This window comes from Planococcus salinarum (genome assembly GCF_007004625.1).
Taxonomy (GTDB): Bacteria; Bacillota; Bacilli; order Bacillales_A; family Planococcaceae; genus Planococcus; species Planococcus salinarum.
Map to the genome: position 1 here is coordinate 133,708 of NZ_VIFV01000004.1, position 26,660 is coordinate 160,367.

23 protein-coding genes are annotated in these 26,660 nt (G+C 47.7%); 18 read left to right on the top strand and 5 right to left on the bottom strand.

Annotation, left to right across the window (positions count from 1 at the left end):
- The first annotated feature begins 98 nt into the window (after positions 1 to 98).
- The 4 genes from DIJ65_RS05460 (at position 99) to DIJ65_RS05475 (ending at position 5,217) form a co-directional block, all read left to right on the top strand.
- A complete protein-coding gene (locus tag DIJ65_RS05460; protein ID WP_230321313.1) occupies positions 99 to 1,169 on the top strand; it encodes an NAD(P)H-dependent flavin oxidoreductase in 1,071 nt (356 codons plus the stop codon).
- 90 nt (positions 1,170 to 1,259) lie between these two features.
- Positions 1,260 to 2,087, top strand: coding sequence for a DUF368 domain-containing protein (locus DIJ65_RS05465; protein WP_117300744.1), 828 nt, complete (start codon positions 1,260 to 1,262; stop codon positions 2,085 to 2,087).
- 113 nt (positions 2,088 to 2,200) lie between these two features.
- On the top strand, positions 2,201 to 3,892 hold the full coding sequence (locus tag DIJ65_RS05470; RefSeq protein WP_117300746.1) for a hypothetical protein: 1,692 nt from the start codon (positions 2,201 to 2,203) through the stop codon (positions 3,890 to 3,892).
- A gap of 191 nt (positions 3,893 to 4,083) precedes the next feature.
- Complete coding sequence (locus DIJ65_RS05475) at positions 4,084 to 5,217, top strand: CAP domain-containing protein (protein WP_230321315.1); 1,134 nt, start codon at positions 4,084 to 4,086, stop codon at positions 5,215 to 5,217.
- Between the two features lie 280 nt (positions 5,218 to 5,497).
- Here the strand turns inward: DIJ65_RS05475 and DIJ65_RS05480 are convergent, their stop codons facing one another.
- Positions 5,498 to 6,328: an undecaprenyl-diphosphate phosphatase gene (locus tag DIJ65_RS05480; RefSeq protein WP_117300748.1), complete on the bottom strand. Its 831-nt coding sequence runs from the start codon at positions 6,326 to 6,328 to the stop codon at positions 5,498 to 5,500.
- Positions 6,329 to 6,470: 142 nt separating this feature from the next.
- Between DIJ65_RS05480 and DIJ65_RS05485 the strand changes: the two genes are divergently transcribed.
- The 6 genes from DIJ65_RS05485 (at position 6,471) to DIJ65_RS16655 (ending at position 13,594) form a co-directional block, all read left to right on the top strand.
- On the top strand, positions 6,471 to 7,550 hold the full coding sequence (locus tag DIJ65_RS05485) for an AI-2E family transporter (protein WP_117300750.1): 1,080 nt from the start codon (positions 6,471 to 6,473) through the stop codon (positions 7,548 to 7,550).
- 109 nt (positions 7,551 to 7,659) lie between these two features.
- Complete coding sequence (locus DIJ65_RS05490) at positions 7,660 to 8,103, top strand: MarR family winged helix-turn-helix transcriptional regulator (protein WP_071152280.1); 444 nt, start codon at positions 7,660 to 7,662, stop codon at positions 8,101 to 8,103.
- A gap of 3 nt (positions 8,104 to 8,106) precedes the next feature.
- Positions 8,107 to 10,737: an MMPL family transporter gene (locus DIJ65_RS05495; protein ID WP_071152279.1), complete on the top strand. Its 2,631-nt coding sequence runs from the start codon at positions 8,107 to 8,109 to the stop codon at positions 10,735 to 10,737.
- Between the two features lie 152 nt (positions 10,738 to 10,889).
- Positions 10,890 to 11,342, top strand: a complete 453-nt coding sequence (locus DIJ65_RS05500) for a hypothetical protein (protein WP_117300752.1) — start codon at positions 10,890 to 10,892, stop codon at positions 11,340 to 11,342.
- Complete coding sequence (locus DIJ65_RS05505) at positions 11,342 to 11,794, top strand: GNAT family N-acetyltransferase (protein WP_117300754.1); 453 nt, start codon at positions 11,342 to 11,344, stop codon at positions 11,792 to 11,794. Before DIJ65_RS05500 ends, DIJ65_RS05505 begins: the two co-directional genes overlap by 1 nt.
- A gap of 105 nt (positions 11,795 to 11,899) precedes the next feature.
- Positions 11,900 to 13,594, top strand: a complete 1,695-nt coding sequence (locus tag DIJ65_RS16655) for a serine hydrolase (RefSeq protein ID WP_313903009.1) — start codon at positions 11,900 to 11,902, stop codon at positions 13,592 to 13,594.
- A gap of 330 nt (positions 13,595 to 13,924) precedes the next feature.
- On the opposite strand, the gene DIJ65_RS05515 is transcribed toward DIJ65_RS16655, so the two are convergent.
- Entirely contained in the window at positions 13,925 to 14,125 is a 201-nt protein-coding gene (locus tag DIJ65_RS05515) for a cold-shock protein (RefSeq protein ID WP_006830093.1), read from the bottom strand.
- Between the two features lie 229 nt (positions 14,126 to 14,354).
- Here DIJ65_RS05515 and DIJ65_RS05520 point away from each other — a divergent pair, with 229 nt between their 5' ends.
- The 8 genes from DIJ65_RS05520 (at position 14,355) to DIJ65_RS05555 (ending at position 23,916) form a co-directional block, all read left to right on the top strand.
- Positions 14,355 to 14,864, top strand: coding sequence for a P-loop NTPase family protein (locus DIJ65_RS05520; protein WP_117300758.1), 510 nt, complete (start codon positions 14,355 to 14,357; stop codon positions 14,862 to 14,864).
- Between the two features lie 197 nt (positions 14,865 to 15,061).
- Positions 15,062 to 15,778, top strand: coding sequence for a hypothetical protein (locus tag DIJ65_RS05525; protein WP_117300760.1), 717 nt, complete (start codon positions 15,062 to 15,064; stop codon positions 15,776 to 15,778).
- Positions 15,779 to 16,205: 427 nt separating this feature from the next.
- Complete coding sequence (locus tag DIJ65_RS05530; protein WP_117300762.1) at positions 16,206 to 17,696, top strand: UDP-N-acetylmuramoyl-L-alanyl-D-glutamate--2,6-diaminopimelate ligase; 1,491 nt, start codon at positions 16,206 to 16,208, stop codon at positions 17,694 to 17,696.
- Between the two features lie 485 nt (positions 17,697 to 18,181).
- A complete protein-coding gene (gene fumC / locus DIJ65_RS05535; protein WP_071152315.1) occupies positions 18,182 to 19,564 on the top strand; it encodes a class II fumarate hydratase in 1,383 nt (460 codons plus the stop codon).
- Between the two features lie 113 nt (positions 19,565 to 19,677).
- Positions 19,678 to 20,331, top strand: coding sequence for a Dph6-related ATP pyrophosphatase (locus DIJ65_RS05540; protein WP_071152316.1), 654 nt, complete (start codon positions 19,678 to 19,680; stop codon positions 20,329 to 20,331).
- A 14-nt stretch (positions 20,332 to 20,345) separates the two neighbouring features.
- Positions 20,346 to 21,341, top strand: a complete 996-nt coding sequence (locus tag DIJ65_RS05545; protein WP_117300764.1) for a GNAT family N-acetyltransferase — start codon at positions 20,346 to 20,348, stop codon at positions 21,339 to 21,341.
- Positions 21,342 to 21,446: 105 nt separating this feature from the next.
- Entirely contained in the window at positions 21,447 to 22,994 is a 1,548-nt protein-coding gene (locus DIJ65_RS05550) for a BCCT family transporter (protein ID WP_117300766.1), read from the top strand.
- Positions 22,995 to 23,121: 127 nt separating this feature from the next.
- The gene (locus DIJ65_RS05555) at positions 23,122 to 23,916 is read left to right on the top strand and encodes a SurA N-terminal domain-containing protein (RefSeq protein WP_185959495.1); all 795 of its coding nucleotides are present in this window, start codon (positions 23,122 to 23,124) and stop codon (positions 23,914 to 23,916) included.
- 418 nt (positions 23,917 to 24,334) lie between these two features.
- Here DIJ65_RS05555 and DIJ65_RS05560 read toward each other — a convergent pair whose 3' ends face one another.
- From DIJ65_RS05560 to DIJ65_RS05570, 3 genes are read right to left on the bottom strand one after another with little or no spacing between them, the layout of a single operon-like run.
- Positions 24,335 to 25,084, bottom strand: a complete 750-nt coding sequence (locus DIJ65_RS05560) for an amino acid ABC transporter ATP-binding protein (protein ID WP_117300770.1) — start codon at positions 25,082 to 25,084, stop codon at positions 24,335 to 24,337.
- A 30-nt stretch (positions 25,085 to 25,114) separates the two neighbouring features.
- On the bottom strand, positions 25,115 to 25,819 hold the full coding sequence (locus DIJ65_RS05565; protein ID WP_117300809.1) for an amino acid ABC transporter permease: 705 nt from the start codon (positions 25,817 to 25,819) through the stop codon (positions 25,115 to 25,117).
- Complete coding sequence (locus DIJ65_RS05570) at positions 25,806 to 26,630, bottom strand: amino acid ABC transporter substrate-binding protein (RefSeq protein ID WP_117300772.1); 825 nt, start codon at positions 26,628 to 26,630, stop codon at positions 25,806 to 25,808. Before DIJ65_RS05570 ends, DIJ65_RS05565 begins: the two co-directional genes overlap by 14 nt.
- Between the last annotated feature and the right edge of the window lie 30 nt (positions 26,631 to 26,660).

Genomic DNA, 26,660 nt, shown 5'->3' on the forward strand with positions numbered 1-26,660 from the left:
AGGAAACGCAAAGCGGAAAAAAAGGTTCCCTGTTGATGTCTAAAGTCATCTGGGTGATACTGAAGTCAAAGCAACAGATAATCGAAGGAGTGAGCAATTTGCTGTCATTGGAAACGGAAGTTTGTCGGTTATTTGGAATCGAAATGCCGATTATCCAGGCGGGAATGGCCGGTGGACCGGCAACTGCGGAATTGGCTGCGGCAGTCAGTGAAGCGGGAGGACTGGGGACTTTGGGTGCGGCGTACTTCGAGCCTGATGCCTTGCGCAAAGCGATTGCTGAAGTGAAAACAGCGACTCAAAAGCCGTTTGGGGTCAATATCTTCGCTTCCAAAGAAAAAGATGATTTTTCACGGCTGGAAGAAGTGCAGCAGGCACTGGCGCCTTTTCGCAAAGAACTGAAAATTAACGAACCCGATATTTCAAGTTCAGCGGATTGGAGCCGGCAGCAATTCGACATTTGTCTGGAAATGGCGGTGCCCGTCATCAGCACGGCTTTTGGTTTATTGGCAGAGGAGCAGATGCAGGCGGCCAAACTGGCGGGGATAAAAGTTATCGCCATGGTCACCACCGTGGAGGAAGCGGAGCTGGCTGAGCAAGCAGGTGTTGATGCGATAGTGGCGCAGGGCAGCGAAGCGGGCGGGCACAGGGGCACATTTTCGCTGGCACAACATCCGGACGGTGCCCAGGTTGGAACGATGTCACTGGTTCCGCAAATAGTGGATGCCGTCAACATTCCCGTCATTGCAGCTGGAGGGATAGCTGATGGCCGTGGACTTGCCGCCGCTCTTGCGCTCGGCGCCGCCGCGGTTCAAATCGGTACGCGCTTTTTGCTTGCTGAAGAAGCCGGGACGCATCCCGCCTATCAGCAAAGGCTTGCCGAGTCGAACGAAGACGAAACAACCATTACCAAAAGCTTTTCGGGTCGTCCGGCACGTGCTGTTAAAAACCGCTTTATAAAAGAGTTTGAAGAGGCGGGAACCAGGGCACTGCCGTTTCCGTCTCATAATACAGTTACCAGAGATATAAGGACGGCAGCCGCCGCACAGAACAACAGCGAGTTCATGTCCTTGTGGGCCGGGCAGTCACTGCGGCTTGTAAACAAAAAGATGCCGGCAGCTCAAATGATGCAGGAAATCATGGGAAGTGCCAGGGCAATTCTGATGGAATAGCGCTTTGGCATCAGTAGATTTGTGCGCGAATTGCATTGCGGACATGCTATACTTAGTACTGTGATTTTTTAAAAAGAGGAGATTGGCTAAATGGAATGGAAAAATATATACCGTGGCATTTTGATGGGAATCAGTGATTTGATCCCCGGTGTCAGCGGTGGCACTATCGCATTTATTTTAGGGATATACGACCGTTTACTAGAAGCAATCAGCGGATTCTTCAGCCGGGAATGGAAAAAGCATCTGGGCTTTCTGATTCCGCTCGTAATCGGGGTTGGAGTGACTCTGCTTCTTTTCAGCCGGGTAATCGAATTTTTGCTCGACAATCATTACGAAGCGACCCAATTCTTTTTCATGGGGCTGATTTTAGGGGTGATCCCGTATATTATGAAACAGGCTGAAGTGAGACGAAATTTCACCAAACGGCATTTCGCAATTCTGGTCCTGATCGGAATTGCATTGGCTTCAACGGCATTTATCGGCACCAATGAAGATATTGCACCGATTGAAGAATTGAGTTTGCCGGTCTTCTTCGTCCTCTTCTTTTCCGGCTGGCTGGCGAGTATGGCCATGCTGCTGCCGGGCATCAGCGGTTCATTCATTCTTTTGCTGTTGGGTGTCTATACGACGGCCATCAACGCATTGTCGACATTGAACATACCGATTGCATTGGCAATCGGAGCCGGTGTCATTGTCGGATTCATCGTCAGCAGCAAGGCAATCCGCTACCTGCTGGAAAATTTCACCTATGTGACTTATGCGGCGATCATCGGCCTGATTCTCGGTTCGTTGTTTGTCGTATTCCCGGGATTTGCATCCGACACGATGACGCTGATGACAAGCCTGCTTACATTCACAATAGGATTGGTGTTTACCTTACTATTCAGTTCTCCAAAGAAAACCACCATCACCGATTAAGCAACAGCAAGGGCAGCCCTCTCATGTGGGGCTGCCTTTTTTTGAAACTTCTCTGCTTTGAGTCCGTATAACTTTATATAAGAAAAATTTAAAAGAAGACGAGAGGTTTTATGATGAGCAGTATTTTACTATTCAGCGCATTGGGCGCTTTGGTGATGGCGTTGATTATTACTCCATTTGCGACGGGAAAAACAAGTGAAAAGAATGAAGGGAAAGGAGCGCTGTCCGCCGTTGTGGCGGTTTTTGCGATTGCTTTTGTGCTGGCATTCATTGCTATTGGAATATATTATTATATGTTGAATGTCGACCGGAATGTTTCCTCTTTGTGGCCATTCGCGTTAGCAGCAACAATTCTTGGAACACTGTTCAGCAGCGGAGTGGAACAGAAAGCGAAAACGGTGCTGCTGGCAGTTGCCGTTGCCGCGTCCGTATTTATTTTGGCGGCACCGCTGTTCGATGCAACGGAAAAATTCGAGTCGGTTGAAATGAAAGAAGAAGTCGAACTTGAAGCGTTTGATGAAACACAAACGCCGGCCAGTGTACCGCCCCAATTTGCGCGAAATAAAATGAAAAAAGCTTTCGGACAGGTACCCGATACGAGCTATTATGAACTCGGCAATCTCCAGATTCAGAAGGTGGCCGGTGATTTTGTCTACATCGCACCGGTCGAGTTTTCGGGATTCTTCAAATGGTGGAATGCGGATTCGACACCAGGCTATTTCACCATGAGTGCCACGGACGCTTCGGCCAATCCGAAATTCATCAAAGAAGAGATGATCTACACGCCTTCTGCGTACTTCGGCAAAAATATCGAACGCCAAATGCGCAGTGAAAACCCGCAAGCCATTTTTTATGGCGAACCCCAACTCGAAGTCAATGAACAGGGGAAACCGTATTATGTCCGTTCATACGGAGACTTCATTTCAGCGAGAGATGGCTTTGATGTTGCTGGCCTTGTCGTGGTCGATCCGGTAACCGGTGAAAGTGTGAATTATTCGCTCGAAGAAGTGCCGGCTTATATTGACGGATCAGTTTCACCGGAATCGGTCAGCCTCGAAAACAGCTATTACGGAAATTATGCCAATGGTTTCTGGAACAGCAAATTCAGTAAGAAAGATGTGAAACTTCCTTCGGATGAAGGGACGGAAGCGAACGTCAGTCCGATCTTTGACGAAGAAGGGGAAATGTATTACTTTACAGATTTCACAAGTCCGAAAGAAGGTGTCGACTCAATGCTCGGCTATTCGCTGACCAATGCGCGGACCGGCTCTTCGACTTTCTTTACCGGCAGCCTGGAAGATTCCTATATGGATTCACAGGGGAATCTGCAGATCATTGAAAAGCAATTCATCGAGAAGGAATGGTCCGGTGAAATGCCGGTCCTGTATAATTTCTACGGCGAAGCAAGCTGGCTGACGCCGGTGTTGGATTCCAATGGATTCCTGCAGAATTATTTCATCGTCTCAGCGGCCAACCCGGAAATTTCCGTCTTCGCGGAAACGCCGAATGAAGCCCTGCGCCTTTACCAGACAGCGCTGCAAAGAGGCGGCAGTATCGTAGGAGGTGCTTCGGAAGCGCCGGAAGCCCGGACTGCAGGAACCGTCGAGCGTGTCTTCAAAGAAAAAACGGGAGACTATACGATTGTGTCTTTCCTGCTTGAAGACGGAACAAATTACATCGTGTCCTCTGAAAGCAATCCGCTGGCAATCTATTTGGAAGTCGGCGATTCAGTGGCCATCAGCTATGCCGACACCGGCGAGCAATTCCTGCCGGTGAAGGAATTGCAGATAGAAGCGATAGAATAGGGAAAACCCTTTGCCTTTAATGAGGCAAAGGGTTTTTTGGATAATTGGCAGCAGGGAATAAGTATTCTGTTATTTGGAAATAAAAGAGGGAATATTTATCTTTTTCCTGCTGGATGCCGAACTGGACTCTGCCCGTAACGCTTTTTACTTTATAGAATCGCATCCAAAGATTAAACTGAACAGAAGAGGTGATGGGCGTGCGGAAAATATTCTTGTTATTGGTAATTTTAGCCTTGGTGTATTTCGCACGGCCGATTTGGGAAGAACCGGTCGGTGAATACGTGGACTTGAGTTTTCTGGATACCGTTGACAGCACCATTGAAAACCTGACTGCGGATTCAGATGTAACGATGGCACTGGACGGAGCGAAGGAATTCACTTCCCGGATTGCGAGTCAGCTGCAATCACTGGTTCGTACGAATACTGCTGAAATGCCGGAAGCTGTCGAAAAGCCCGAACTGTCCGATACCGATTCGCTGTTCGCAATCCATAACGTCACGCTGGGCATGTCGAAGGAAGAAGCACAGGCGAAAGTCGGTTTGCCGCTTCGTTTGATGAAAAACGAGTATGGAACCGACTGGCACAGTTATCACACCAATTACCAGAATTACGTTTTGCTGTCCTACGATCAAAACGGCGATGTCAACGGCATGTTCACAAACCAGAATATCATTTCGTCAACGGATGGCATCACTATGAATTCGAATCAGGAAGAAGTTCGAAATAAGCTGGGTGTGCCATTGAAAAGTCTCCAAAAAGGGAATATCCAATACATTCTTGATACCCGGGAGGAATATGATCTTTTTAAAGTTGGGAATCTGTATGTGACCGTTTTCTATGATATACACGAAGAAAGTACTGTGACCGCAGTTCAGGTGATTCATGAAGATCTGGAAAAGGAACGGCCGGAAATATATGCTGCCCCGGATGATGAACTTCGTGAAGGCTATGAATTCCTGCTGTTCGAACTGACGAATTCTGCGCGGATCCAACGGGAATTGCCCCTCCTGAAATGGGATGAACAAGCGATGCTGACGTCCCGGAAGCATAGTGAGGATATGGCGGAAAATGATTATTTCAGCCATACCAATAAAGATGGGGAATCGCCATTTGACCGGATGGCTGATGATGACATCAACTTTTTTGTGGCTGGTGAAAACTTGGCATACGGCCAGTACAGCAGCATTTACGCACACGAAGGTTTGATGAATTCAATGGGCCATCGCGAAAATATTGTCAAACCTGATTTCGGCTATCTCGGAATCGGGGCAGCGTTCAATGATGAAAATCAGCCATTCTACACAGCCACTTTCTTTAATAGGTAATAAGAAAAGCGAAAGCGCCCTTTCAGCTCTGACAAGCGTAAGGCAGACCAGCAGAATGGCGTCCTTGGCCATGGCAGCTGGGTTGACTTACGACTCGAAGAGCTGGGCCGCTGGAGTCTGGACAATAGAAAAGCCACAAGCCCGGAAAATTCCGGGCTTTTTATTTTAATTTTGTAAAAGTGAAACCGCAGGAAATCAGCCGCGTATGATAGAGGTGCCCAAATACATAGAAAAAGCTGACCCCTGGAAAAGGGGTCAGCAACAGCCATCCTATATTTTATTAACCGAGCAGGAACCACGCAAGAACAACAAGGGGCCCGACGATGAAACAATAAATCGCAAAGTATTTCAGCTGCCCTTTTGCCATTATGTTCATGAACCATTTTAGGGAGAAATAAGAGGCGACTAGCGAACCGGCAAAAGCCATAATATACGGCACGGCCAAGGTGGCAAGATTATCATCGTTCATGATGTCGGAAATGCTGAGGACAGCACCGCCCAGACTGATCGGGATGAACAGCAGGAACGAAAAGCGCAACGCCGTTTCCTGATTGATGCCCCGTGCTATTGCTGCAACGATGGTGGCGCCGCTGCGGCTGATCCCCGGAATCAAGGCCACTGATTGGGCTACGCCGATGATGACGGCATCTTTCATTGTCAAACTGCCGTCTTTGCGCTTTCCATGGATATCTCGGATCAGCCAGAGAGCAACCCCGGTAATGACCAATGTGATGCCGACGGTCAGAACCGTAGAGAGGTGATCATCGATGTTGTCCTGGAAAAGCACGCCGATAATGGCGGCAGGAATTGTCGCTACCACCAGGTAGACGATGAACATGAAATCGCGTGTGGTTTCTTCATCTTTTACTTTAAAAAATCTAAGGCCGTTAACAATCAGGCGCTGGATATCTTCCCGGTAAATGATCAGCACCGCAATCAGCGAAGCGGTGTTGACAAGCAGTGCAAAAGTGGAGACACTGCCTTCGATTTCAACATCAAGAAAATATTGGGCGATCAGCAAATGGCCGCTTGAGGAAATCGGGATCGGTTCTGTCAGGCCCTGAAACAGGCCGAGCAGCAAAAACTTTATCGTAAGCCATAATTGTTCCATTGAAATAACTCCTTCTTCGTGTATATGTAGAGGCATGTTTACAGAGGCAAAAGAAACAGGTAAGTTCGCTTTCACAAAGAATAATAATAACATAATTTCATGGTAAACTGGGTATACCAATAAAATAAAAGGAGGGAAACTTTTGACAAACAAACTTTGGTTCCAGGCGGGAGTCGGAATTATCCTGGCTTTAGTCATTATTCGCTTATTTATAGAAGTCCAAGGGATATTCGACCCTTTGTTCATTATTGCAGGGACAATTTTTGTGCCATTGCTTCTTGGAGGAGTACTGTTCTATCTGACACGGCCGATTCTGTATTTTCTTGAAAAGCGAGGCCTTCCCAAATGGGCTTCGATCATCAGCATCATCTTAACGATTGTATTGCTGTTCTGGATTTTCTATGCGCTGATCGGACCGATTGTGACAGGTGAGGTCAATTCACTCGTGGATAACGCTCCGGAAATTGTTAATGATGTGGAGGAATACGCCCAGTATCTGCTGGATCAGCGGAGCAGGCTGCCCGACAGTATCCAGGAACAGATCAATGAAATGACCAGCAGTATCGGTGATTGGGCCGGCAATATCGGCTCCGTATTGATGTCATTCATCACCGGGTTGATTTCGGGGATCGTGTCGCTCATCCTTGTGCCTTTTTTCCTGATTTACCTGTTGATCGATCACAAGAAATTTGTGCCGTTCGTCTCCGGTTTCTTTGCTGGAGAACGGAAATCATGGATCATCAAAACGTTGCAGGATGTTGACAGAACATTGAGAGCATATATCCAGGGGCAATTATTCGTCAGCTTCCTGGTGGGGCTCATGTTGCTGATCGGCTATCTGATCATAGGCCTGGAATATGCTATCCTATTGGCGCTGATCGGCATGGTGACGAATGTCATCCCGTTCCTCGGTCCGTATATCGCAGTTATTCCGGCATTCATCATCGCTTTGGTGACTGATCCGGTCAACGCAATCTGGGTATTGGTCATCATGCTTGTCGCTCAACAGATCGAAGGAAACCTGATTACGCCGAACGTCATGGGCAGTGCGCTTGACGTTCACCCGCTTACAGTCATCACTTTGATACTGGCAGCCGGTAATATAGCCGGCCTTTGGGGAATCATCCTGGCAATCCCTGTTTATGCCGTACTGAAATCGGTCGCGAAAAATATTTATGCAAGACGCCAGGAAATAGGGAAGACAGCTACAAGAGATGTTTAATGCAAACCCCCATGAATCCAATTCATGGGGGTTTATTTTATTGGAAGTAAATCCTTGACGGAAAATAGTCTACCCCCTAAACTGTTAATAGTTAAGGGGGTAGACTATTTTGGATCAACGAATAAAAGAAGCGGTGGATCTCTTCACAGAAGTGATGGTCTACGGCACAGAAAAAGTCATCAAGTCGGTTGACCATCCGCTGTGGAAGGAGTATTCGCCGGAACAGCTGCAGATGCTGAAGCTGATCAGCAAAGAAGGGCAAGTGACTTCAAGCCGTTTGGCAGTCCTGCAAGCTGTACATAAATCCGCAATTTCAAGCCGAATAAAAAAGCTGCTGCAAAAAGAATTGATCCGCATTGCCGAAACAGAAGATAAGCGGATCAAAATGCTGGAAATTACAGAGGCCGGCAGCGAAGTTCTGGAGCAATCCGACCGGGCGTTGACGGAATACATCGAAAAGCTGATGTCGGAACAGATTGAAGATAAAGAAATAGATGAGTTTCTGGTGCTGTTCCGAAAGCTGAAAGAAATTTTGAAAATGGATGGAGTGTAGATTGTGAAAACAGTATTAAAATTTAAATGGCCGATCATGATTGGTTTACTTATATTAACGGCAGTCCTTTTCTTTCTGGCGCCGAATTTGACGGAGCAGGCGGAAGAGGCGGGGTCCTTCCAGCTTTCGGATGAAGCTTCATCGCAGTTGGCCAATTCGATTTTGGAGGATGCGGATGCAGCCTCTCAAACAATTTCCCTGGTCTTCCAATTGGATCAGCAACTTGACGCTGGAATGCGGGAAAGGCTGGAACAAGTGACGGCCGAACTGGAGGCGATCGGCAGTCCGGTAGCGTCAGTGACCAACCCGCTGGAAAATGATGAACTGGAGGAACAATTGGTTTCCGAAGACGGGCAGACCGTCCTGATGCCGATCACCGTTGAAGGAACGGACGAGGAAATCAACGCGGCAGCTGACGAGATCCGGGAGACTGCTGCTTTGGAAGGTGCAACGGCGTATCTTACCGGCCAGGCAATCATCAACAATGATGTAAACGTGAGTGCCCAGGAAGGCTTGAAAAAGACGGAGATCATCACCGTTATCCTGATTTTTGGTTTGTTGCTGGCGGTCTTCCGTTCAATTGTGACTCCGCTTGTGCCGCTTATTGCGGTCGGGATTTCCTATTTGCTTAGCCAATCGCTGGTGGCGTTTTTCATCGACTGGTTCGGCTTTCCGGTTTCAAACTATACCCAGATTTTCCTGGTGGCGATTCTTTTCGGTATCGGGACGGATTATGCGATTTTGCTGCTGAGCCGCTATAAAGAAGAGTTATCTTCCGGCCGCGCAGTGGAAGAAGCGATTCTCAACACTTACAGAACCGCGGGGAAAACGCTGTTTATCAGTGGCCTGTCCGGATTTATCGCATTCCTGGCAATCGGTTTTGCCGATTTTCCGATTTTTAAATCAGCGGTAGCAGTGGCTGTCGGGATTTTCGTGTTGCTCATCGTGCTCTTTACGATTGTGCCATTTTTCATGGCGGTCCTGAAAGAAAAATTATTCTGGCCGAGCAAAAAATCCGCTTCCCATTCAGACAGCAGGATCTGGATCTGGATCAGCAAATTATCGGTCAACCGCCCGTTGCTGTCGATGGTATTGGTAGCACTTATTACGGTACCGCTCGTTTTCTCCTATGACAACGACCTTTCCTTCAACACGGTGGATGAAATCGGTTCGGAATACGAATCGGTAAAAGGGTTGGAAGCAATTGAAGACGCGTTCGGAAAAGGCAATTCATTGCCGGTGCAGATTGTCGTGAAATCGGACGAAGAGTTGGACGGCGAAGAAACAATTCCATATTTCGATTCGCTGAGCCAGGATATCCTGAAGGTGGAAGGCGTGGATACGGTACGTGCCATCACCCGCCCGACAGGAACGGCTATTGAGGATTTCTATGTCGACAACCAGTTGGGCATGATTGCTGATGGGCTGGAAGAAGCCCGTACAGGACTCGGAGAAGTTGGATCCGGACTTGATGAAATCGAGGGCAACCTGTCGGCAATCAGTCAACAGTCCGGCGATTCGGGCGGCATCGGAGAAGCTGCTGAAGGATTGGCGCAATTAAATCAGCAGTTGGACCAGGTTACGCAGGGTCTGCAGCAAACAGGCAATATCCCGCAGACGGTCGGCGCCCTCGGGCAGATCAGCGGCGGATTGACTGAGATTCAGGAGGGGCTGCAAGCTGGAGCCGGACAAGGTTCTGAACTCGGAACAAACTTGGCGCAATTGGCTTCGGGGGTCGGCGCTTCAAATGATGGAATCGCTGAAATAGCGGATGGCCTTGAAGACGCTGCAGCGACTCTGCAGGCAATCAGCGAAAGTGAAACGGTTCGGGAAACAGGAATCTACCTTCCTGAAGATGCACTTGAAGACGGGGAACTTGCGCCGCTGCTTGATCAATACACGTTTGCGGACGGCACCGGCATGCTGATGGAAGTGGTGCTGGCTGTTGACCCGTATTCACCTGAAGCGATTGATGTAGTGACTGAGATCAAAGAGACAGTTGCCCAAAGCGTCAACGATACGCCGCTTGAAGGCGCGGAAATTGCCTACGGCGGTATTTCCAGCATCAACAGCGATCTTGCGGATATCTCATCCAGCGATTTCACGCGGACGGTAATCATCATGCTCACGAGTTTGTTCGTTGTGCTGGCATTCCTGCTGCGTTCTTTGATCATGCCGCTTTACATGATCGGTTCGTTGCTGCTGACATATATCGCGTCCATTTCCATTACGGAATTGATTTTTGTCAATATGCTCGGATATGACGGCATTACATGGGCTGTGCCATTCTTCGGTTTCGTTATGCTGGTGGCGCTCGGTGTCGATTATTCGATCTTCCTGCTGGACCGTTTCCAGGAAGAAGCCGTGAGCGGCATCGATATCCGGCAGGCGATGCGGACTTCGATGGCGAAGATGGGAACAGTCATCATCACGGCAGCCATCATATTGGCGGGTACGTTCGGTGCGATGCTTCCTTCCGGCGTTCTCAGCCTGATGCAGATCGCCTCGATCGTCATCACCGGCTTGCTGCTGTATGGATTGATTGTCCTGCCGCTTCTTGTGCCGGCCGTGACCGTGTCGTTCGGCAATGGCGCATGGTGGCCGTTTGGCAACCGCAACAGCAAGATTAAATAAAGTCATTTCAGTAAGCTGCAGGCAGCCCCGTTATGCGGGGTGGACCTGCAGCTTCTTTATATGGAAAGGCCTCCTTTTCAGATTTTAATGAAATTCGGGATGACATGTTATAATAGGCGGAGAATGAAAAAAGGAAACGGGGTTTATGCATTATGCTTACATTTGAGCAGAAACTGGAGATTATTGAGTCATTTCCGGAACTGACACGCAAAGACGTGTCGATGAAACGTGTCAATTTCCATTACGAAGAGAGCTTGTACGACAAAAAGATAGTGGTGTACCATTTGCATCCGACCGGCAACGGTTTTGTCTATGTCGGCAACCTGCCGCATTACGAAGCGGACAAAAAAGGCTTCGTCAACATCCGGGATTTCTCAGAAAAGGAATTGCGCAGCGTCCTTGCGGATTCACTGGATTATCTGTCACTGGAACCGGAACCACCATACGACAAAACATGGACAAACCGCGAAGGCGAGAAAGTGGATCTGGTGTATGATGAGCCCTTCTGGAACGTCTACGCCGGCAAGAACCTGGAAGAAACCTTTGGAACGTTCAGTGATGCCGAAGATTATTTGATGGACCAGGGATTTAAAGAGCCGAAATAATGGAAATCCGATTATGGAAAAAAGATGAGGAACTGCCGATGGATTTGCTGTTGGCAGCCGATCCTTCTGAAGAACTTGTGGGGAAATATTGCAGTGGCGGCTATGTCTATGGAGCGATTGTCGAGGGCGAACTCATAGGGGTATATGTTTTATTGCCGTTATCGGCCACAGTGGCGGAAATTAAAAACATCGCAGTCGCAGAAACAGTAAGAGGGAAAGGCTACGGCAAGAAGCTGCTTCTTCATGCTTTGTCTGAGGCTGACCGGCTGGAATTCACCAGAGTCGAAATAGGCACCGGCAATTCGAGCGTCAATCAGCTGCTGTTGTATCAAAAATGCGGCTTCCGCATCGATTCGGTCGATCACGATTTCTTCACGCGGAATTATTCCGAGCCGATTGTTGAAAACGGCATTCAGTGCCGTGACATGATCCGGTTGGTTTATACTTTTTAAAAAACTCTTCCTTTGGGGAGAGTTTTTTTGCGTTATTAGGGGAAATTACTGATAAACTTCGAAAAACCGCTGATAAACTGAAATTTCCATAGGATTCATATCAGAATGAGGAAAAATCACTGGAATTTCGGTATGCTTGAGGCAGGGAGTGATGACATGTTCAAGAAAGTGACTTTGTACACAAACAAGCTGGACGAAGTGAAAGGATTTTACGAATATCAATTAGGGTTCCGCATTGTCGAAGAAGATGAATCCAGTTTCATGCTGGCGATCGGAGAGTCCCAGCTCGTATTCAGGGAGTCCGAGCGGCCGGCGTTTTACCATTTCGCCTTTAATATACCGGGCAATCAGTTTACCCTCGCCAAAGGCTGGGCAAAATCGCGCGTCGAGTTGAACCGCCAGGAAGGCATGGATGAAATCTACTATGCGAACTTTGATGCCGATGCATTTTACTTCCAGGATCCCGCCGGCAACATTGTGGAATTTCTCGGGCGCAGAAACACGGATAAGATGGGGGATTTCACTGTTGATTCCCTGCTGAATATCAGCGAAGTCAGCATCACCACGCCGCATGTCGCAGAAGTCGGCAAACAGATTGAAGAGATGGAAATCCCGGTCCGCGGCAATAAAGGAATAGATCCCGGTTCGTTGAACTTCCTCGGGCAGGGTGCGGCATTTATCATTCTTGTGGCACCGAAGAGAACCTGGTATTTCTCCAAAAAGAAGAGTGAAGTACATCCATTGTCGATCGAACTGACGGACGGGCGTAAAATTGATATCGATGAAGACGGGCACTTCGGCACAGCGGTGCCGGAAAATCCGCTTTCAGACGGATTGGAAGACATGGAATTCTCGGGCGTCGCCATGCTGAAAAATGACGAGGTCTGGGCCATTGCCAAAGGAATGGCAGACCGTGCCAATGTCCGGCCGAATGCCGTAGATACCCGTTTTGGTATCGCCTCCGGCAGCAAAATCTTCACGGCTGTTGCGATTGCCCAATTGGTTGAAGAAGGAAAACTGGCTTTTGACGACCTTCTCTCGGAATTGCTTCCCGAAGATTTCCCGGAATTCCCTGTCACGGTCCATCAATTGCTGACACACACTTCCGGCATCCCGGATTATTTCGATGAAACGGCCATGGAGGATTATGAAGAGCTGTGGCAACAGCACCCGATGTATAAAATGAGGAGTACGAGAGATTTTCTGCCTCTGTTCAAGGACAAACCGATGGTATTTGCGCCGGGTGAAAAACTCCAGTACAATAATGCCGGATTTATCGCCTTGGGGCTGATTGTCGAGAAGTTGACCGGCAAATCTTTTGCAGATGCAATTGGAGAGCGGATTTTCCAGCGGGCCGGCATGGAAAGATCAGGCTATTTCCAATTGGATCGGCTTCCCGCCGAAACCGCCAACGGTTATATTGACGAAGGCTCAACCTGGCGCACCAACCAATACGCTATTCCGGTAAAAGGCGGCGCGGACGGCGGGGCTTATGTAACGGCAGCTGACATGGCTGTGTTCTGGGAGCAGCTGATGAATTTCAGCTTGTTGGCGAAAGAAACTGCACAGAAATTGCTGACGGCCCATGCTTCGGACGGCAAAACTCATTACGGCTATGGCGTATGGATTGAAAAGGACGGCGAATCGATCCGGAAATACCACGTAATGGGCTATGATCCGGGTGTCAGCTTCCACTCCGGCTTTTATCCTGCAGATGGCAGTATCCTGACGGTTTTATCAAACGAAAGTGCTGGAGCGCACGATGTCATCAAAATGATCGAACAAGTAAAATCAAAATGAAAAGAATAAGGAGGAGAGACCTATGAGTGGCAAAAAATTGGCATTATTCATCATTTTCGGCACTATTGCTGTTATTATATTGATCTTTCTTGCGTTCCAGTTGTATTTCATTATGAACTGAGCAATTGAAACATGCCGTAAGTGTAAAAGAGGTGATCCCGTACAAAGGGAATCACCTCTTTTTCAATTTGCAGCCAAAAATGTTTTCGGGACATGCACCAGTTCTGGTGATGAAGACCGCCACTAATTGCGCTGTAACTATCCATAATTAAAAAGGACACAAAAAAATGGATTCTTCCGAAGAAGAACCCATTAATAAGTGTTTTCAGATTAAGCTTTTTGTACGTTAGTAGCCTGAAGACCGCGTTGGCCTTGCTCGATGTCAAACGTTACTTCTTGACCTTCGTCAAGTGATTTAAAGCCTTCGCTTTGGATTGCAGAGAAATGTACGAATACATCGTCGCCGCCTTCGCGTTCGATGAAGCCAAATCCTTTTTCTGAGTTAAACCATTTTACTTTACCTTGTTCCATGTGTATTTCCTCCTCGTATGCGTGAGCATACATTGTATTACTATCCTTGCTCAAATCTTGCAGATGAACATCTGACACTTTGTAAAAAGTTATCCGAACAAAAATAATTCTTCCTTAGAATAACACGGCCATATTCAAAATGCAAGCCTTATGTGAAAAATAGCTTGCTGGCTTCTAAGCTTCTATTTATTTATACTGGTAGGACAACGTGAAAATTAGGGGTGGGACAATGAAGAAGGATGTAGTGGCAGGGGTTTCGGCAGGTGCCGGAAAATCCACTTTCGCAAAAAATCTTGGAAACAGGCTGGATATTCCCGTGTACCATCTTGATGCACATTATTGGAAAGCGGGGTGGGTCGAACGGGATCCGCAGGAATTCAGAGAAAAACAGCAACGGCTCGTGGCGGAGGATACATGGATAATAGAAGGGAATTATGCAAGCTCCATGGAAATCCGGCTGAGGGAAGCGGACACCTTCATCTATTTGGAGCTTCCGCTGAGAGTCTGCATCTACCGGGTGCTGAAACGCTGGATCCAAAACTGCGGAAAGACCCGCCCTGACATGGCAGAAGGCTGCCGGGAGAAAATGGATAAAGAATTTCTGAAGTTCATCGTCACTACATATGCCGCCAGAAAACAGGCAATGCGCCAACGCGCCATCGATTTTCAAGCTTCCGGTGAGAACCGCAAATCGATTATTCTGCAGTCGCAAAAACAAATTGATGGCTTCTTCCAGTGAATACAGGACATCCGATGTCGTAAAAGAAAGTGTGTACAGCGCTATTGTGGATGGTTTCGGACACATTCCCTTGGTGGTGTGGATTCGGGAAATCAAATTATTATCTTATTTGCAGTAAAATTTAGAAAACTTGCTTCCATAGAAAAAAATAAATGGTATCATAAAAGTACAAATCTGAAAGACTAGGGGAAGTAGGGATGAAAGTTTTGTATGAAGGTACTATAACCAACCAGGTGCTTCGGAAAAAACTGCCTCTGCGCATGAAACGGCTTTACCTCGAGGATCTGCCGGACATCGAAGAGGTCCAGGAAACGGTTATCGCTGCCATGCCGGGACAGACGACTTTACAGCCGTTGTCGACAGAAGAGTTTCTTTTCATCCTTAATGAGCGCGGCCTGATGGTTGGCGCCTATGCGGGAGAAGAACTGATCGCCTTTCGGGCCTTGCTGATTCCCGAAATCGATGAAGAGCACCTCGGCTACGATATCGGCCTTTCCGAAGAAGAATTGCCGAAAGTCATATACCAGGAAATCTCGGTTGTGCTGCCCGCCTTCAGAGGCAATCGGCTGCAACAAAAATTGGCTGACGTCATCATGAAGGAGCTTCCGAGAATGCCGGGGAATTTCCGCTATGTCTGCTGCACAGTTGCCCCCATGAATATACCGAGTCTGAAGGATAAATTTACGCAGGATATGTACATCGCTGCCCTTACTGAAAAATATGGGAACAAAGAGCGCTATGTCTGCGTGAAAGACCTGGAAAACCCATCGCTCGGCTATACCGACTTCGCTGCAGCCAAACTCGATGATTTCAATAAACAGCACCAATTACTCGATGCGGGCTATGTGGGCTTCGATTTTCAAATGAAAGGCGGCTTCCACGAGATCCAATTCGTAAAACCCATTCTGCAATAGAATGGGTTTTTTGTTTGGAAACTATTAGTGGTTCCAGTCATTGCGCCCCCGGTGGATGCTTTCCGTGGACTATCAATCATTTGAACTTCTTCTATATAGATCATAATTTCATTTTAAAAATAACGAAGAATTCTGAAACCTTTCTCATTTATTTCTGTAAATAAGATAATAACGCCTGCTAAGTAAGCGGAAACCATATGATAGAAACCCAGTCCCGAAAAGCAAATGCTTTTCGGGGCTATTTTTGGGTTTCACAGACCGTCAGAGAGGGAAAACATAGGCGAATAGTATGAAATCACGTTGTATTCGGCTTTAGGCCTGTTCGATTATTTTGTTGATGCAACAGTAATGATAGAATAGTAATAAGAATTACAGAAAAATGGCAATTATTACATGTATAGAAAAAACGTTTACTAAGGAGCACTTCATGAAAATTCAATTTAAAGAAATTCCCGACCTTCCCTATATTTCCATGAGCGGACCAGCTGCGCAGGAAATAAAATCGATTGTATACAATTCAGTGGAGACAGAAAGAGGATCCGCTTTCTTTTGCGTGACCGGAGAAAATACAGATGGACATTTATATATTGATGAGGCGATTGAAAAAGGTGCACTTGCTATCATCGGAACCGACAAAGCTATTATGGAGCAATATTTTGACTTGTATCCCCAGCTGACTTTTCTGGTAGTAGAAAATTCGAAAATTGCTATGGCATACATGGCGATCTACTTTTATGGCAACCCCCAAGACCGGCTTTTCAAAATTGGTGTTACAGGCACAAATGGCAAAACCACCACAGCCACCTACGTTTACAACCTTTTTAATCTGCTGGATATGCCGAGTGGATTCTTGGGGACTACAGGAATCTGGTCTTCTAAAGGCCGGCTTTCCTATAAGAAAAGTACACCGACTACGCCTATTTCTTCAGATATACATAATATTTTTTCCAAGCTTGCAGCGCAGGGGGATCAAGTAACTGCGATGGAAGTTTCTTCTATTGCGTTGGATCAAAAAAGAGTGGAAGGAATCGTCTTCGACGTAGCGATTCACACAAATATTTCAGAGGAACATATGGAATATCACAAAACTTTTACGCATTACCTCCAGTCGAAACTGGAATTGTTCCGACAGGCCAAGGCTGCTGTCGTAAATTTGGATGATGCCGGTATGTCCAAAGAGATTCTGGAAATCACAAACTACCCGTGCCTGACATATAGCGCCGATTCGGATTCCGGCGCCGACCTTGTATGGGATAATTGCAAAACGCTGGACAACGGGCTGGCGTTTGACCTTCTTTACAACGGGGAAGTCAATCGGGTTGAAGTTCCTTTATACGGCGAATATAATGCAGCGAATTTAACTGCTGCAATCGCTGCTGCGTTATTGGCGGGGAGGTCTATCGATGAAATTTTGCGTGTCCTGCCGGATATGCCGCAGGTGGAAGGCCGTTTTCAGGTGATTTCCGGACCGGAAGGCAGAAAGATAATTCTGGATTACGCTCATACCCCTGTAGCCATTGACCTGGTATTGAAGGAAATAAAGAAGTTGCCGCACCGCCGTCTCATCGCAATGATTGCGGGCATTGGCATCCGTGATTTCTCAAAAATGCCGAAAATGGCGAAAGCATCGGAAGGAAAAGCGGATACGATCGTCGTAACGGTGGACCACCCGGGATACAATGATCCGGATGATGTCGTAGATGCAGTGGTCAAAGGCTTTACAGTTCCGTATAAACAGGAAGTGTTAACAGCACCTTCCCGTAAGGAAGCCGTGATTGAAGCATTAAAGGCCAGCGGACCGGAAGACATTATTTTATTGTCCAGCGGCTGCATCAACGGTTCGCAGATTGTAAAAGGGGAATACATCCCCCATTCGGACGAAGAGATTATTGAGGAATTCTTTTTGGGGCAAAATTAATGAGTTTGAGCTTTCTTATAGAAGGACTTGTTAACCAGTCGATATTCCGCAAAACAGCTTCGCTTGCCTGGGGGCTCGCGCTGAGCTAACTCGGTCTCGTTTCACTTCGCCCGAGTGGATCTCAGCACTTCGCTTGGTCCCCTGGGCGTCTTCGCTGTTTTGCTCCATATCTCAAAATTTCTTCTATAAAAGTGTGTCATATCTAATTCTTTTTAAAAAAAGAGACATCTCAATTCTAAACAGAACCCGAATGAAGCGTCAGGGGGCGACTCCTTCGGGAACAGAGCGAGTCCTGAGACTCCGGAGGGAGCGCAGCGACTGAGGAGGCTCAGGCCGCTCCCGAGGAAAGCGTCCCCCTAAAGCGTAATGGCTGAAGAACCCAACAAGTCTAAAGTGATTATTCCTCTGGAATAGTCGCTTTTTCACGTTTTTTTGTGTTTAATAGAAGAGAAGGTTTCATAGACATAAGAATTGGAGTGAATGGAATGCAGTATCGTACAGAGAAAGACACGATTGGTGAAATTCAGGTGGAAGCCGACAAAATGTGGGGAGCCCAGACACAGCGAAGTGTCCAGAACTTTGCAATCGGCACGGAGCGCATGCCGCATGAAGTGGTGATGGCGTTTGCCCAACTGAAAAAGGCGACAGCGAAAGCAAACCATAAGCTTGGAAAATTATCGGAAGCGAAGATGAAAGCCGTCGAAGCTGCTGCAAATGAAGTGATTGAAGGAAAATGGAACGACCATTTCCCACTCGTTGTCTGGCAGACAGGAAGCGGCACGCAGTCGAACATGAACATGAACGAAGTTCTGGCGCGACGCGGCAATGAAATTTTGGCGGAGCAGAATTCTGATGAAAAACTGCATCCGAATGACGATGTCAACATGTCCCAAAGCTCGAACGATACGTATCCAACGGCTATGCACGTGGCAGGCGTATTGGCCGTAACGGAAACACTGATTCCGGCGGTCCAGAAGTTGAAAGCCACTTTGGCTGAAAAATCGGAGAAATTCGATGACGTCATTAAAATTGGCCGCACACACCTGCAGGATGCAACGCCATTGACACTCGGCCAGGAAATCAGCGGCTGGAAGCATATGCTTGAGAAAAGTGAACGCATGATCAGCGAAAGCGTCAACTATATGCGTGAGTTGGCCATCGGCGGAACAGCTGTTGGAACAGGTATCAACGCGGATCCGAAATTCGGCGGCTACGTAGCGGAATTCATCGCGGAAGCGGTAGGATCCCAATTCACTTCGGCTGAAAATAAATTCCATGCACTGACAAGCCATGACGAAATGGTATATGCACACGGCGCGATCAAAGCGCTTGCAGCAGATGCGATGAAGATTGCCAACGATGTACGCTGGCTTGCAAGCGGACCACGCAGCGGCATCGGCGAAATCACCATTCCGGCAAACGAACCGGGCAGCTCGATCATGCCGGGTAAAGTCAATCCGACACAAAGTGAAGCGCTGACGATGGTTGCGGCACAAGTGATGGGGAATGACGCGACAATCGGGTTCTCTGCAAGCCAGGGGAATTTTGAATTGAACGTATTCAAACCGGTTATTGCCTATAACTTCCTGCAATCGGTGCGTTTATTGGCAGACAGCCTGGTCAGCTTCAACGACCATTGTGCAGTCGGCATTGAGGCGAATCTGGATGTCATCCAAAACCATGTGAACAACTCATTGATGCTTGTCACTTCGTTGAATCCGCATATCGGCTACGAAAAAGCCGCGGCGATTGCGAAGCAGGCCCATAACGATGGCTCAACTTTGAAAGAATCTGCTGTGAAAAGCGGACACTTGACTGCTGAACAATTTGACGAATGGGTCAAACCTGAAAATATGGTCGGCAAATAAATAATATTCGAGCGGCCGGAATCTTTCCGGCCGTTTTTATTATGTGGAAAGGTTTTATGCCACAATTGTCGAAGTCCTTTAGAACAGGCAAGAATTTACGGAAGAGGTGCATTATGCAAAAAACGTTTGTGATGTCATGGAGCGGCGGAAAAGATTCGGCGCTGGCGTATTACCGGGCCGTGTTGGAAGGGAATGTGCCGGTCGCGTTATTTACCATGTTCGAAGAAGATGGCTCGAAATCACGGTCTCATGGTTTGCCAATCGAAATTCTGGAAGCCCAGGCTGAACGGATGGGACTGCCGCTCGAAATCGGCAAAGCCGGCTGGAGCGGCTATGAGAAGGAATTCATCAGGCATTTGAAGAAGTTTAAGGGAAATGATATCGAAATGGGCGTTTACGGTGATATAGATCTGGAGGATCATCGCGCCTGGGTGCAGAAAGTCAGCAAAGAAGCCGATATGGAAGTCAGCCATCCTTTGTGGGGAGAGCCCCGCCGGAAGCTGCTGGAGGAACTGCTGGCTGAAGGGTTCAAAGCGGTGATCACGGTCGTCGATACCACCCGCATGCCGGCTGAATTTTTGGGCAGGGAATTCACGCTGGAGCTGATTGAAGAATTGGAAGCGATCGGTGTGGATGCCTGCGGTGAAGAAGGGGAATTCCATACGGTCATCATTGACGGACCGATATTTGTCGAAGCGGTTCCGGCAGTTTTTGGAGACATTATTGAGGCAGGGCAATACCGGATACTCGAAGTGAAACTTCAATAAGAGGAGTGAAAGCCATGATTCAATTTGTGGGTGTTGAGGAAGTCCATATTCGCCAGATGTCCGCTTTATTAGCCAAAAGGCACGCGAAGGAGCGGAAGGCATTTCCGTATCTGCCGGAGGCATTCGAAGAAATCGATGAAGCTGAACAAGTCATACGCCAGCAGCTCAAAAAGCCCTTTGTCAGCGGAATCGCTGCCGTCAGGGGGATCGATGTCATCGGCTACCTGTTGTATGAGTTCAAAGAAGATGCTGACCGGGGACGATATATCCTGATGAACTACGAATCCATCGCGATCAGCGACAAGGAGCATCCGACCCTATTGCGGCTGCTGTATGCAGATGCAGGGGCGGAGTGGATCAAGCATGGCTATTTTACGCATGTTCTGATGGTTCCGCTGGCGGAACAGCCTCTCGTTGAACAGTGGCTGGAGCAGGGCTTCAGCTACGAGCAGAAATATGCGGTTCTTCAACTGAAGGATTTTGAACCTGCCGGAGACCTGAATCCAGGCAAGTTGAGCATCCGGCAAGGCGGGCAGCAAGATGCACCTTTACTGAAGAAAGTGGCGTTATGGAACAGTATCCACCAGGCAGCCGCACCTTCCTGGCATCCGATTACAAAAGAAACGATGGAGAATATCAAACGCAGTTATATGGACATCTCCACAGATAAAGAGGCGTTTCTCTGGATTGCGGAATTGGGTGAGCGCATAGCCGGATTTCATGTCTACTTCCGTAAGGAGGACGAGTTGAGCTTGTCGACGCCGCAGAATTGTGCGGAACTCCCGGCAGCCTCCACTAACCCGGATATGCGTGGCAAAGGAATTGGCCGAATGCTGGCCAACCATTGTTTCGCGGAGATGAAAAAAGAGGGATTTGATTATTTGTACGCAGATTGGCATACACCCAATCAGCTCGCATCCTATTTCTGGCCGCGTCTCGGGTTCGAGCCGTTCATGATCCGGCTGTCGCGAAAAATCGATCCGCGCATTGCCTGGGCACATGGGGATTAAAAGCCGGAGTCTGAAAAAAATTAAAGAATTTAGTGATTAGAAGTTAGTAAGTGGAAATTCAGGGTAAGAAGGGAGGGGAGTTTTAACAGCTTAGAGGAGGATTCAATGAAGAAAGAGAGATTGATCGATTACAAAATATTTTTACCTGCATTATTAATAGTTATTGCGATCAGTATACCGCTGGCACTGTACGAAACGAGATCGCTGGATACGCTGAACGCGATTTTTGAAGCCATAGTCGAATTTTTCAGTTGGGGCTATCTATGGTATGGGGTGCTCCTGGTGGGAGCGGCATTGTTTTTTTCTTTCTCGAAATACGGGAAAGTGGTTTTGGGAGACCCTGAAGACAAGCCGCGACTGACCCTTTTTGAGTACTCTTCAATACTTATTGCCATGGGTATCGGTTCCACAATCATGCGGACCGGCATGCTGCAATGGACTTCGGTTGTAAATAACCCGCCGGCAGGAACTGCGGCAGGTTCATCGGAAGCGATTTTAATGGGGAATGCTTACAGCATGTTCCTGTGGGGCTTTCAGGTTTTTGCGATTTTTGTCATGATAGCGCCGGCCATGGCCTATATACTGCATGTGAAAAAGCGCCCATTGATGCGGATTTCAGAAGCGGCACGAGTTATTCTCGGCGATAAGCTGACAGACGGGTGGGCCGGCAAAGCGCTCGACATCCTGTTCTTAGTGAGTATATTGACAGGAGCTGCAGTCACTTTGGGCCTCGGCGCGCCGATTGTTACATATAACCTGTCTGCTCTATTGAATATTAACGTTACATTCGGCCTTACTTTGATCGTTACAATTGTATGGGTAGCGTTGTTCTCAATCAGTGCATATCTTGGCATCGAGAAAGGCATCAAGCGCCTGAGTACCTTTAATATCTATCTGGCCGGAGCATTTGGTGTTTTCATCTTGCTTGCAGGGCCAGGCGTATTTATTTTAAATTATTTCACCGACAGTATATCTTATCTGTTCACGAATTATCTCAGCTTCTCGCTGAACACAGATTCGGTTTATCAGGGGGAAGCTTCCCATATTCAAAGCAATACAGTTTTCTGGTTTGCCTATAGTGCAACTTGGGCGATGCTTCACAGCGTCTTTGCTGCAAGGATTTCAAAAGGCCGCACCATCAAAGAAATGATTCTTACATATTTGCTTGCTCCTACCTTATTGTCCTGGATAGCGACAGGCTTAATGGGAGGTTTGGGTGTCCACAGGTATCTGACCGGCCAGCTGGATGTGCTGGAATTGGTGCAGAATGAAGAGCGGATGTCAGCCATCCCTCAAATCCTTTCAACTTTACCGCTGGGCGGGATTGCGATTACGGTATTTATCATCGTATCGTTAATCTTCCTCACGACGACACTCGATTCTACAACTTATACAGTTGCAGCTTATACCAGCACGAAAGATATGAGTAAATATGAGCCGCCAAAAGTCCTTCGATTAATCATTGCAGCAGTCATCACCATACTTTCACTGGTACTTATGCGCATTGGCGGATTGGCACCTCTGGGAGTGATTTCGGGCCTCATGGGGCTTCCGATTATTTTCATCACGTTCCTTATGATTTTCGCAGCAAAAAAAATGCTCGATCTCGATCAGGCGTGGAAATACAATGTCAGAAAAGATGCCAGCAAGTAATCCATTGTTGGATATAAAAAGACCGGGCTGCCGTCCGGTCTTTTTACATGAAGATTGCATAAGGGTTTTCGGTTTACTTACACACTGGATATGTTACACTTACGTCCATTATGATTGAAAGGGGAAAATGAATTTGCCTAAGAAGATGTTATTAAGCCTATTAATCGGTGCGTCAGTCCTAGTGACGGCGGCATGCAGTGATACAGAAGAAAATGCTGCAAATGAAGAAGAAACACCAACGGAGGAACAAGCGACTGAAGAGAATGGCGAGACAGCCGAAGGCGATGCTGAATCAGCTGAACAACCGGAAATGCCGGAACCTGACTTGGAAGGTGTACCCGATGTTGTCGCTGAAGTGAACGGAGAAGAAATCATCAAAGAGGATTTCGAAGCTGCTTACACTGCGCAATTCCAGCAAATGGCTATGCAGGCGCAAGTATCAGGGCAGGAAGTTGATCAGGCGCAATTGAAAGAACAGGTTGCTGAAAGCCTTGTGAGCCAGGAACTGTTGGTGCAGGAAACGGCGAACCGTGATATCGAAGCGACTGATGAAGAAGTGAATGAAACCTTGACTTCACTTGCAGAGCAAAACGGCCTGGCATCATCAGAAGAATTTTTGACAGCTTTGGAAGAACAGGGACTGTCAGAGGAAGAAGTGATGGAGCAAGTGGCATCACAAGTGAAAGTGGATAAATTGATCGCTGAAGAATCGGGAGAGGCTGAAGCTTCCGAAGAAGAATTGCAGGAGTTCTACGAGCAAATGCAGGCACAGCAGGAAGAAATGGGTGGCGAAGAGCTGCCGCCTTTCGAAGATATAGAAGCTGAGCTTGAAGCTCAGCTGGTACAGCAAAAAGAGAACGAAGCAGTTCAGGCGTTAGTAACTGAACTCCGTGAAGACGCGGATGTTACAGTCCACATTTAATATTGAGGAAAACAAAGAACCAGGCTCCCGATTGTGGGAGCCTGGTTCTTTTTGTTTTTGGTGAAGAAGTTATGGGTTTTCTATTGTCCAGACTCCAGCGGCCCAACTCTTCGGGTCATAAGCCACTTTGGCTGTGCGGCTGGAAAGACGCCGCTTCGCCAAATCGTCTTATGCCTTTCAGAGCTAAGCGGGCACTGTCGCATTTCGGTGTCCAGACTCCAGCGGCCCAGCTCTTCGGGTCATAAGCCGGCCCAGCTGCATGGCAAAGAACGCCACTTCATTGATCTTGCTAAAACCTGCTCCTGTCTCTGCATCGCTAACGCTAGCTTCGAGACATGGTAGAGCGTTGCATCGCTGCGCTGCTTCGTCGCAAGAGATAGGCCCAAACAAATTTGGGCTATCTCTCGCTGTCGCATTTCTATATCGTATCCGCCTTCTGGATCAGACTCAAAAACTGTTGTGTCCGCTCTTCTTTCGGATTTTCAAAGATGTCCTTCGGAGTGCCGCGTTCCACGATGCGTCCCTCATCCATGAACAGCACTTCATCCGCGACACCTTTTGCGAAACGCATTTCATGGGTGACGACGACCATCGTCATGCCTTCGAGTGCCAGATCTTTCATCACCTGAAGAACTTCTCCGACAAGTTCCGGGTCAAGCGCTGAAGTGGGTTCATCGAAAAGCATCACTTTCGGTTCGAGCGCAAGCGCGCGGGCAATGCCGACACGCTGCTGCTGGCCGCCGGAAAGCTGGAAGGGATATTCGTTCATCTTTTCTTTCAGCCCGACTTTCGCCAATAACTCTTCCGCTTTTTTCCGGGCTGCTTCTTTGCTGATCTTCTGGACGGTCACGGGACCTTCCATGACATTTTCCAACGCGGTCATGTGGGGGAAGAGGTTGTAATGCTGAAAAACCATGGCAGACTGTTTTCTGAATTCCGTTATTTGCTTCTTCGGCAACGGCTTCGAAAAATCCGCCTTGTGGTCATCAATCGTCACGGTTCCAGCGGTGGGTGTTTCCAATATATTCAGGCACCGCAGGAACGTCGTCTTGCCGGAACCGGAAGGGCCGATGACGACAACGGCCTGGCCCTTCTCCACGTGGAGGTCGATGCCTTTCAATACTTCAAGGCTGCCGAAACTTTTGTGCAGATTATTTATTTCAATCATAGGATACTCCTGTCTGTAGTTAAAGTGAATTTACGCTCTTGATACGTAGCGGTCAAACCGATGTTCCAGCCGGCCCTGCACCAATGAAAGAAGGAAACAGAGAACCCAGTAGATCAAGCCGGCCTGCGCATACAAGAGCAGGAATTCGTAGTTGAAAGCAGCAATTTCCTGCGCTCTCCGGAACATCTCGGTAACCAGAATAAACGAAGCGAGTGATGTATCCTTCACCAGGCTGATGAATGTATTCGACAGCGGTGGAATGGATACACGGGATGCCTGCGGCAAAATAATCCGTTTCAACGACTGGCTGTACGACATGCCGATCGTATTGGCAGCTTCCCACTGGCCTTTCGGAATCGACAGAATCGCTGCCCGGATGACTTCGGAAGCATAAGCCCCAACGTTCAGTGAAAAACCGAGAATGGCTGCGGTAAACGGTTCAAGCGTAATACCGACCGTCGGAAGTCCGTAAAACAGAATGGACAATTGAACGAGCAAAGGGGTGCCGCGGATGATGGAAACGTAGATCCGGGCGATGTTCTGAAAAAGCTTCACGGTAGAAATACGGGCCAATGCTGTCAATGTAGCCAGCATAAGCCCGATGGTGAACGAAATCAAAGTCAAAGGAATCGTGTATTGGATTGCCCCTTCCAACAAAGGAAGGAACGATGACTGGGCAATGTCCAGTAACCGTTCCAATCTTTCGGGATTTGTGAAAATACTATTCAAGTACATTTTCGCCAAACCATTTCTGTGAAATTTCATCATATGTGCCGTCTTCAATCATATCTTCAAGTGCTTTGTTTACTTCATCCACGATGGCGCCGCTGTCTTTTCTGAATTGCAATCCGCTTTGAGAAGCTTCATCTGATTCGTCAGCGATTTGTATTGGTGCATCCGGACGCTGCTTCAAGAAGTCCAGTACCGAAATTTTATCGTTTACTGTTGCATCGACGCGATCTGATACCAATAACTCGATGGCCTGATTGAATCCTTCAACGCCTGTAAGTTCAGCGCCATATTCTTTAGCGATATCGGCATAGTTGCTGGTCAATGATTGAGCAGAGGTTTTGCCTTCCAAATCTTCAAATGAAGTAATTTCCGTTTCATCTTTTTTAGTTACCAGCACAGCTGACGAAGTAATGTATGGATCTGAAAAGTCGTAGCTCTCCAGGCGGTCTTCACGAATGCCTACCTGGTTTGCTACCATATCGAATCTTCCGGAATCCAACCCTGCGAACATTCCATCCCATTGTGTTTCAAGGAATTCCGCTTCAACACCCAGACGGTCCGCAACTTCGCGGGCAATCTCGACATCAAAACCGGTCAATTCACCGGATTCATCGTGGAAGGTGAATGGAGGGTAAGTTCCCTCAGTTCCGACAAGCAATGTTCCTTCTTCCTGCACTTTCGTCAATAGATCTTCCGAAGAATCCGTTGCCCCGGATTCTTCCTCAGGAGCAGTTTCTTCCGTATCATTGCCGCACGCAGCCAGCAAGAGGACCGCTCCAAGCAGCATTAACAGTAAATAAAGTGATTTCTTCATATTTATATCCCCTAATTCATATAGATTTTG

Coding starts and splice junctions, on each gene's coding strand:
- DIJ65_RS05465 (WP_117300744.1), top strand. CDS start 1,260: ATGGAATGGAAAAATATATACCGTGGCATTTTGATGGGAATCAGTGAT.
- DIJ65_RS05470 (WP_117300746.1), top strand. CDS start 2,201: ATGAGCAGTATTTTACTATTCAGCGCATTGGGCGCTTTGGTGATGGCG.
- DIJ65_RS05475 (WP_230321315.1), top strand. CDS start 4,084: ATGGGCGTGCGGAAAATATTCTTGTTATTGGTAATTTTAGCCTTGGTG.
- DIJ65_RS05480 (WP_117300748.1), bottom strand. CDS start 6,328: ATGGAACAATTATGGCTTACGATAAAGTTTTTGCTGCTCGGCCTGTTT.
- DIJ65_RS05500 (WP_117300752.1), top strand. CDS start 10,890: ATGCTTACATTTGAGCAGAAACTGGAGATTATTGAGTCATTTCCGGAA.
- DIJ65_RS05505 (WP_117300754.1), top strand. CDS start 11,342: ATGGAAATCCGATTATGGAAAAAAGATGAGGAACTGCCGATGGATTTG.
- DIJ65_RS16655 (WP_313903009.1), top strand. CDS start 11,900: ATGAGGAAAAATCACTGGAATTTCGGTATGCTTGAGGCAGGGAGTGAT.
- DIJ65_RS05515 (WP_006830093.1), bottom strand. CDS start 14,125: ATGGAACAAGGTAAAGTAAAATGGTTTAACTCAGAAAAAGGATTTGGC.
- DIJ65_RS05520 (WP_117300758.1), top strand. CDS start 14,355: ATGAAGAAGGATGTAGTGGCAGGGGTTTCGGCAGGTGCCGGAAAATCC.
- DIJ65_RS05525 (WP_117300760.1), top strand. CDS start 15,062: ATGAAAGTTTTGTATGAAGGTACTATAACCAACCAGGTGCTTCGGAAA.
- DIJ65_RS05530 (WP_117300762.1), top strand. CDS start 16,206: ATGAAAATTCAATTTAAAGAAATTCCCGACCTTCCCTATATTTCCATG.
- fumC (WP_071152315.1), top strand. CDS start 18,182: ATGCAGTATCGTACAGAGAAAGACACGATTGGTGAAATTCAGGTGGAA.
- DIJ65_RS05540 (WP_071152316.1), top strand. CDS start 19,678: ATGCAAAAAACGTTTGTGATGTCATGGAGCGGCGGAAAAGATTCGGCG.
- DIJ65_RS05545 (WP_117300764.1), top strand. CDS start 20,346: ATGATTCAATTTGTGGGTGTTGAGGAAGTCCATATTCGCCAGATGTCC.
- DIJ65_RS05550 (WP_117300766.1), top strand. CDS start 21,447: ATGAAGAAAGAGAGATTGATCGATTACAAAATATTTTTACCTGCATTA.
- DIJ65_RS05555 (WP_185959495.1), top strand. CDS start 23,122: ATGAATTTGCCTAAGAAGATGTTATTAAGCCTATTAATCGGTGCGTCA.
- DIJ65_RS05560 (WP_117300770.1), bottom strand. CDS start 25,084: ATGATTGAAATAAATAATCTGCACAAAAGTTTCGGCAGCCTTGAAGTA.
- DIJ65_RS05565 (WP_117300809.1), bottom strand. CDS start 25,819: ATGTACTTGAATAGTATTTTCACAAATCCCGAAAGATTGGAACGGTTA.
- DIJ65_RS05570 (WP_117300772.1), bottom strand. CDS start 26,630: ATGAAGAAATCACTTTATTTACTGTTAATGCTGCTTGGAGCGGTCCTC.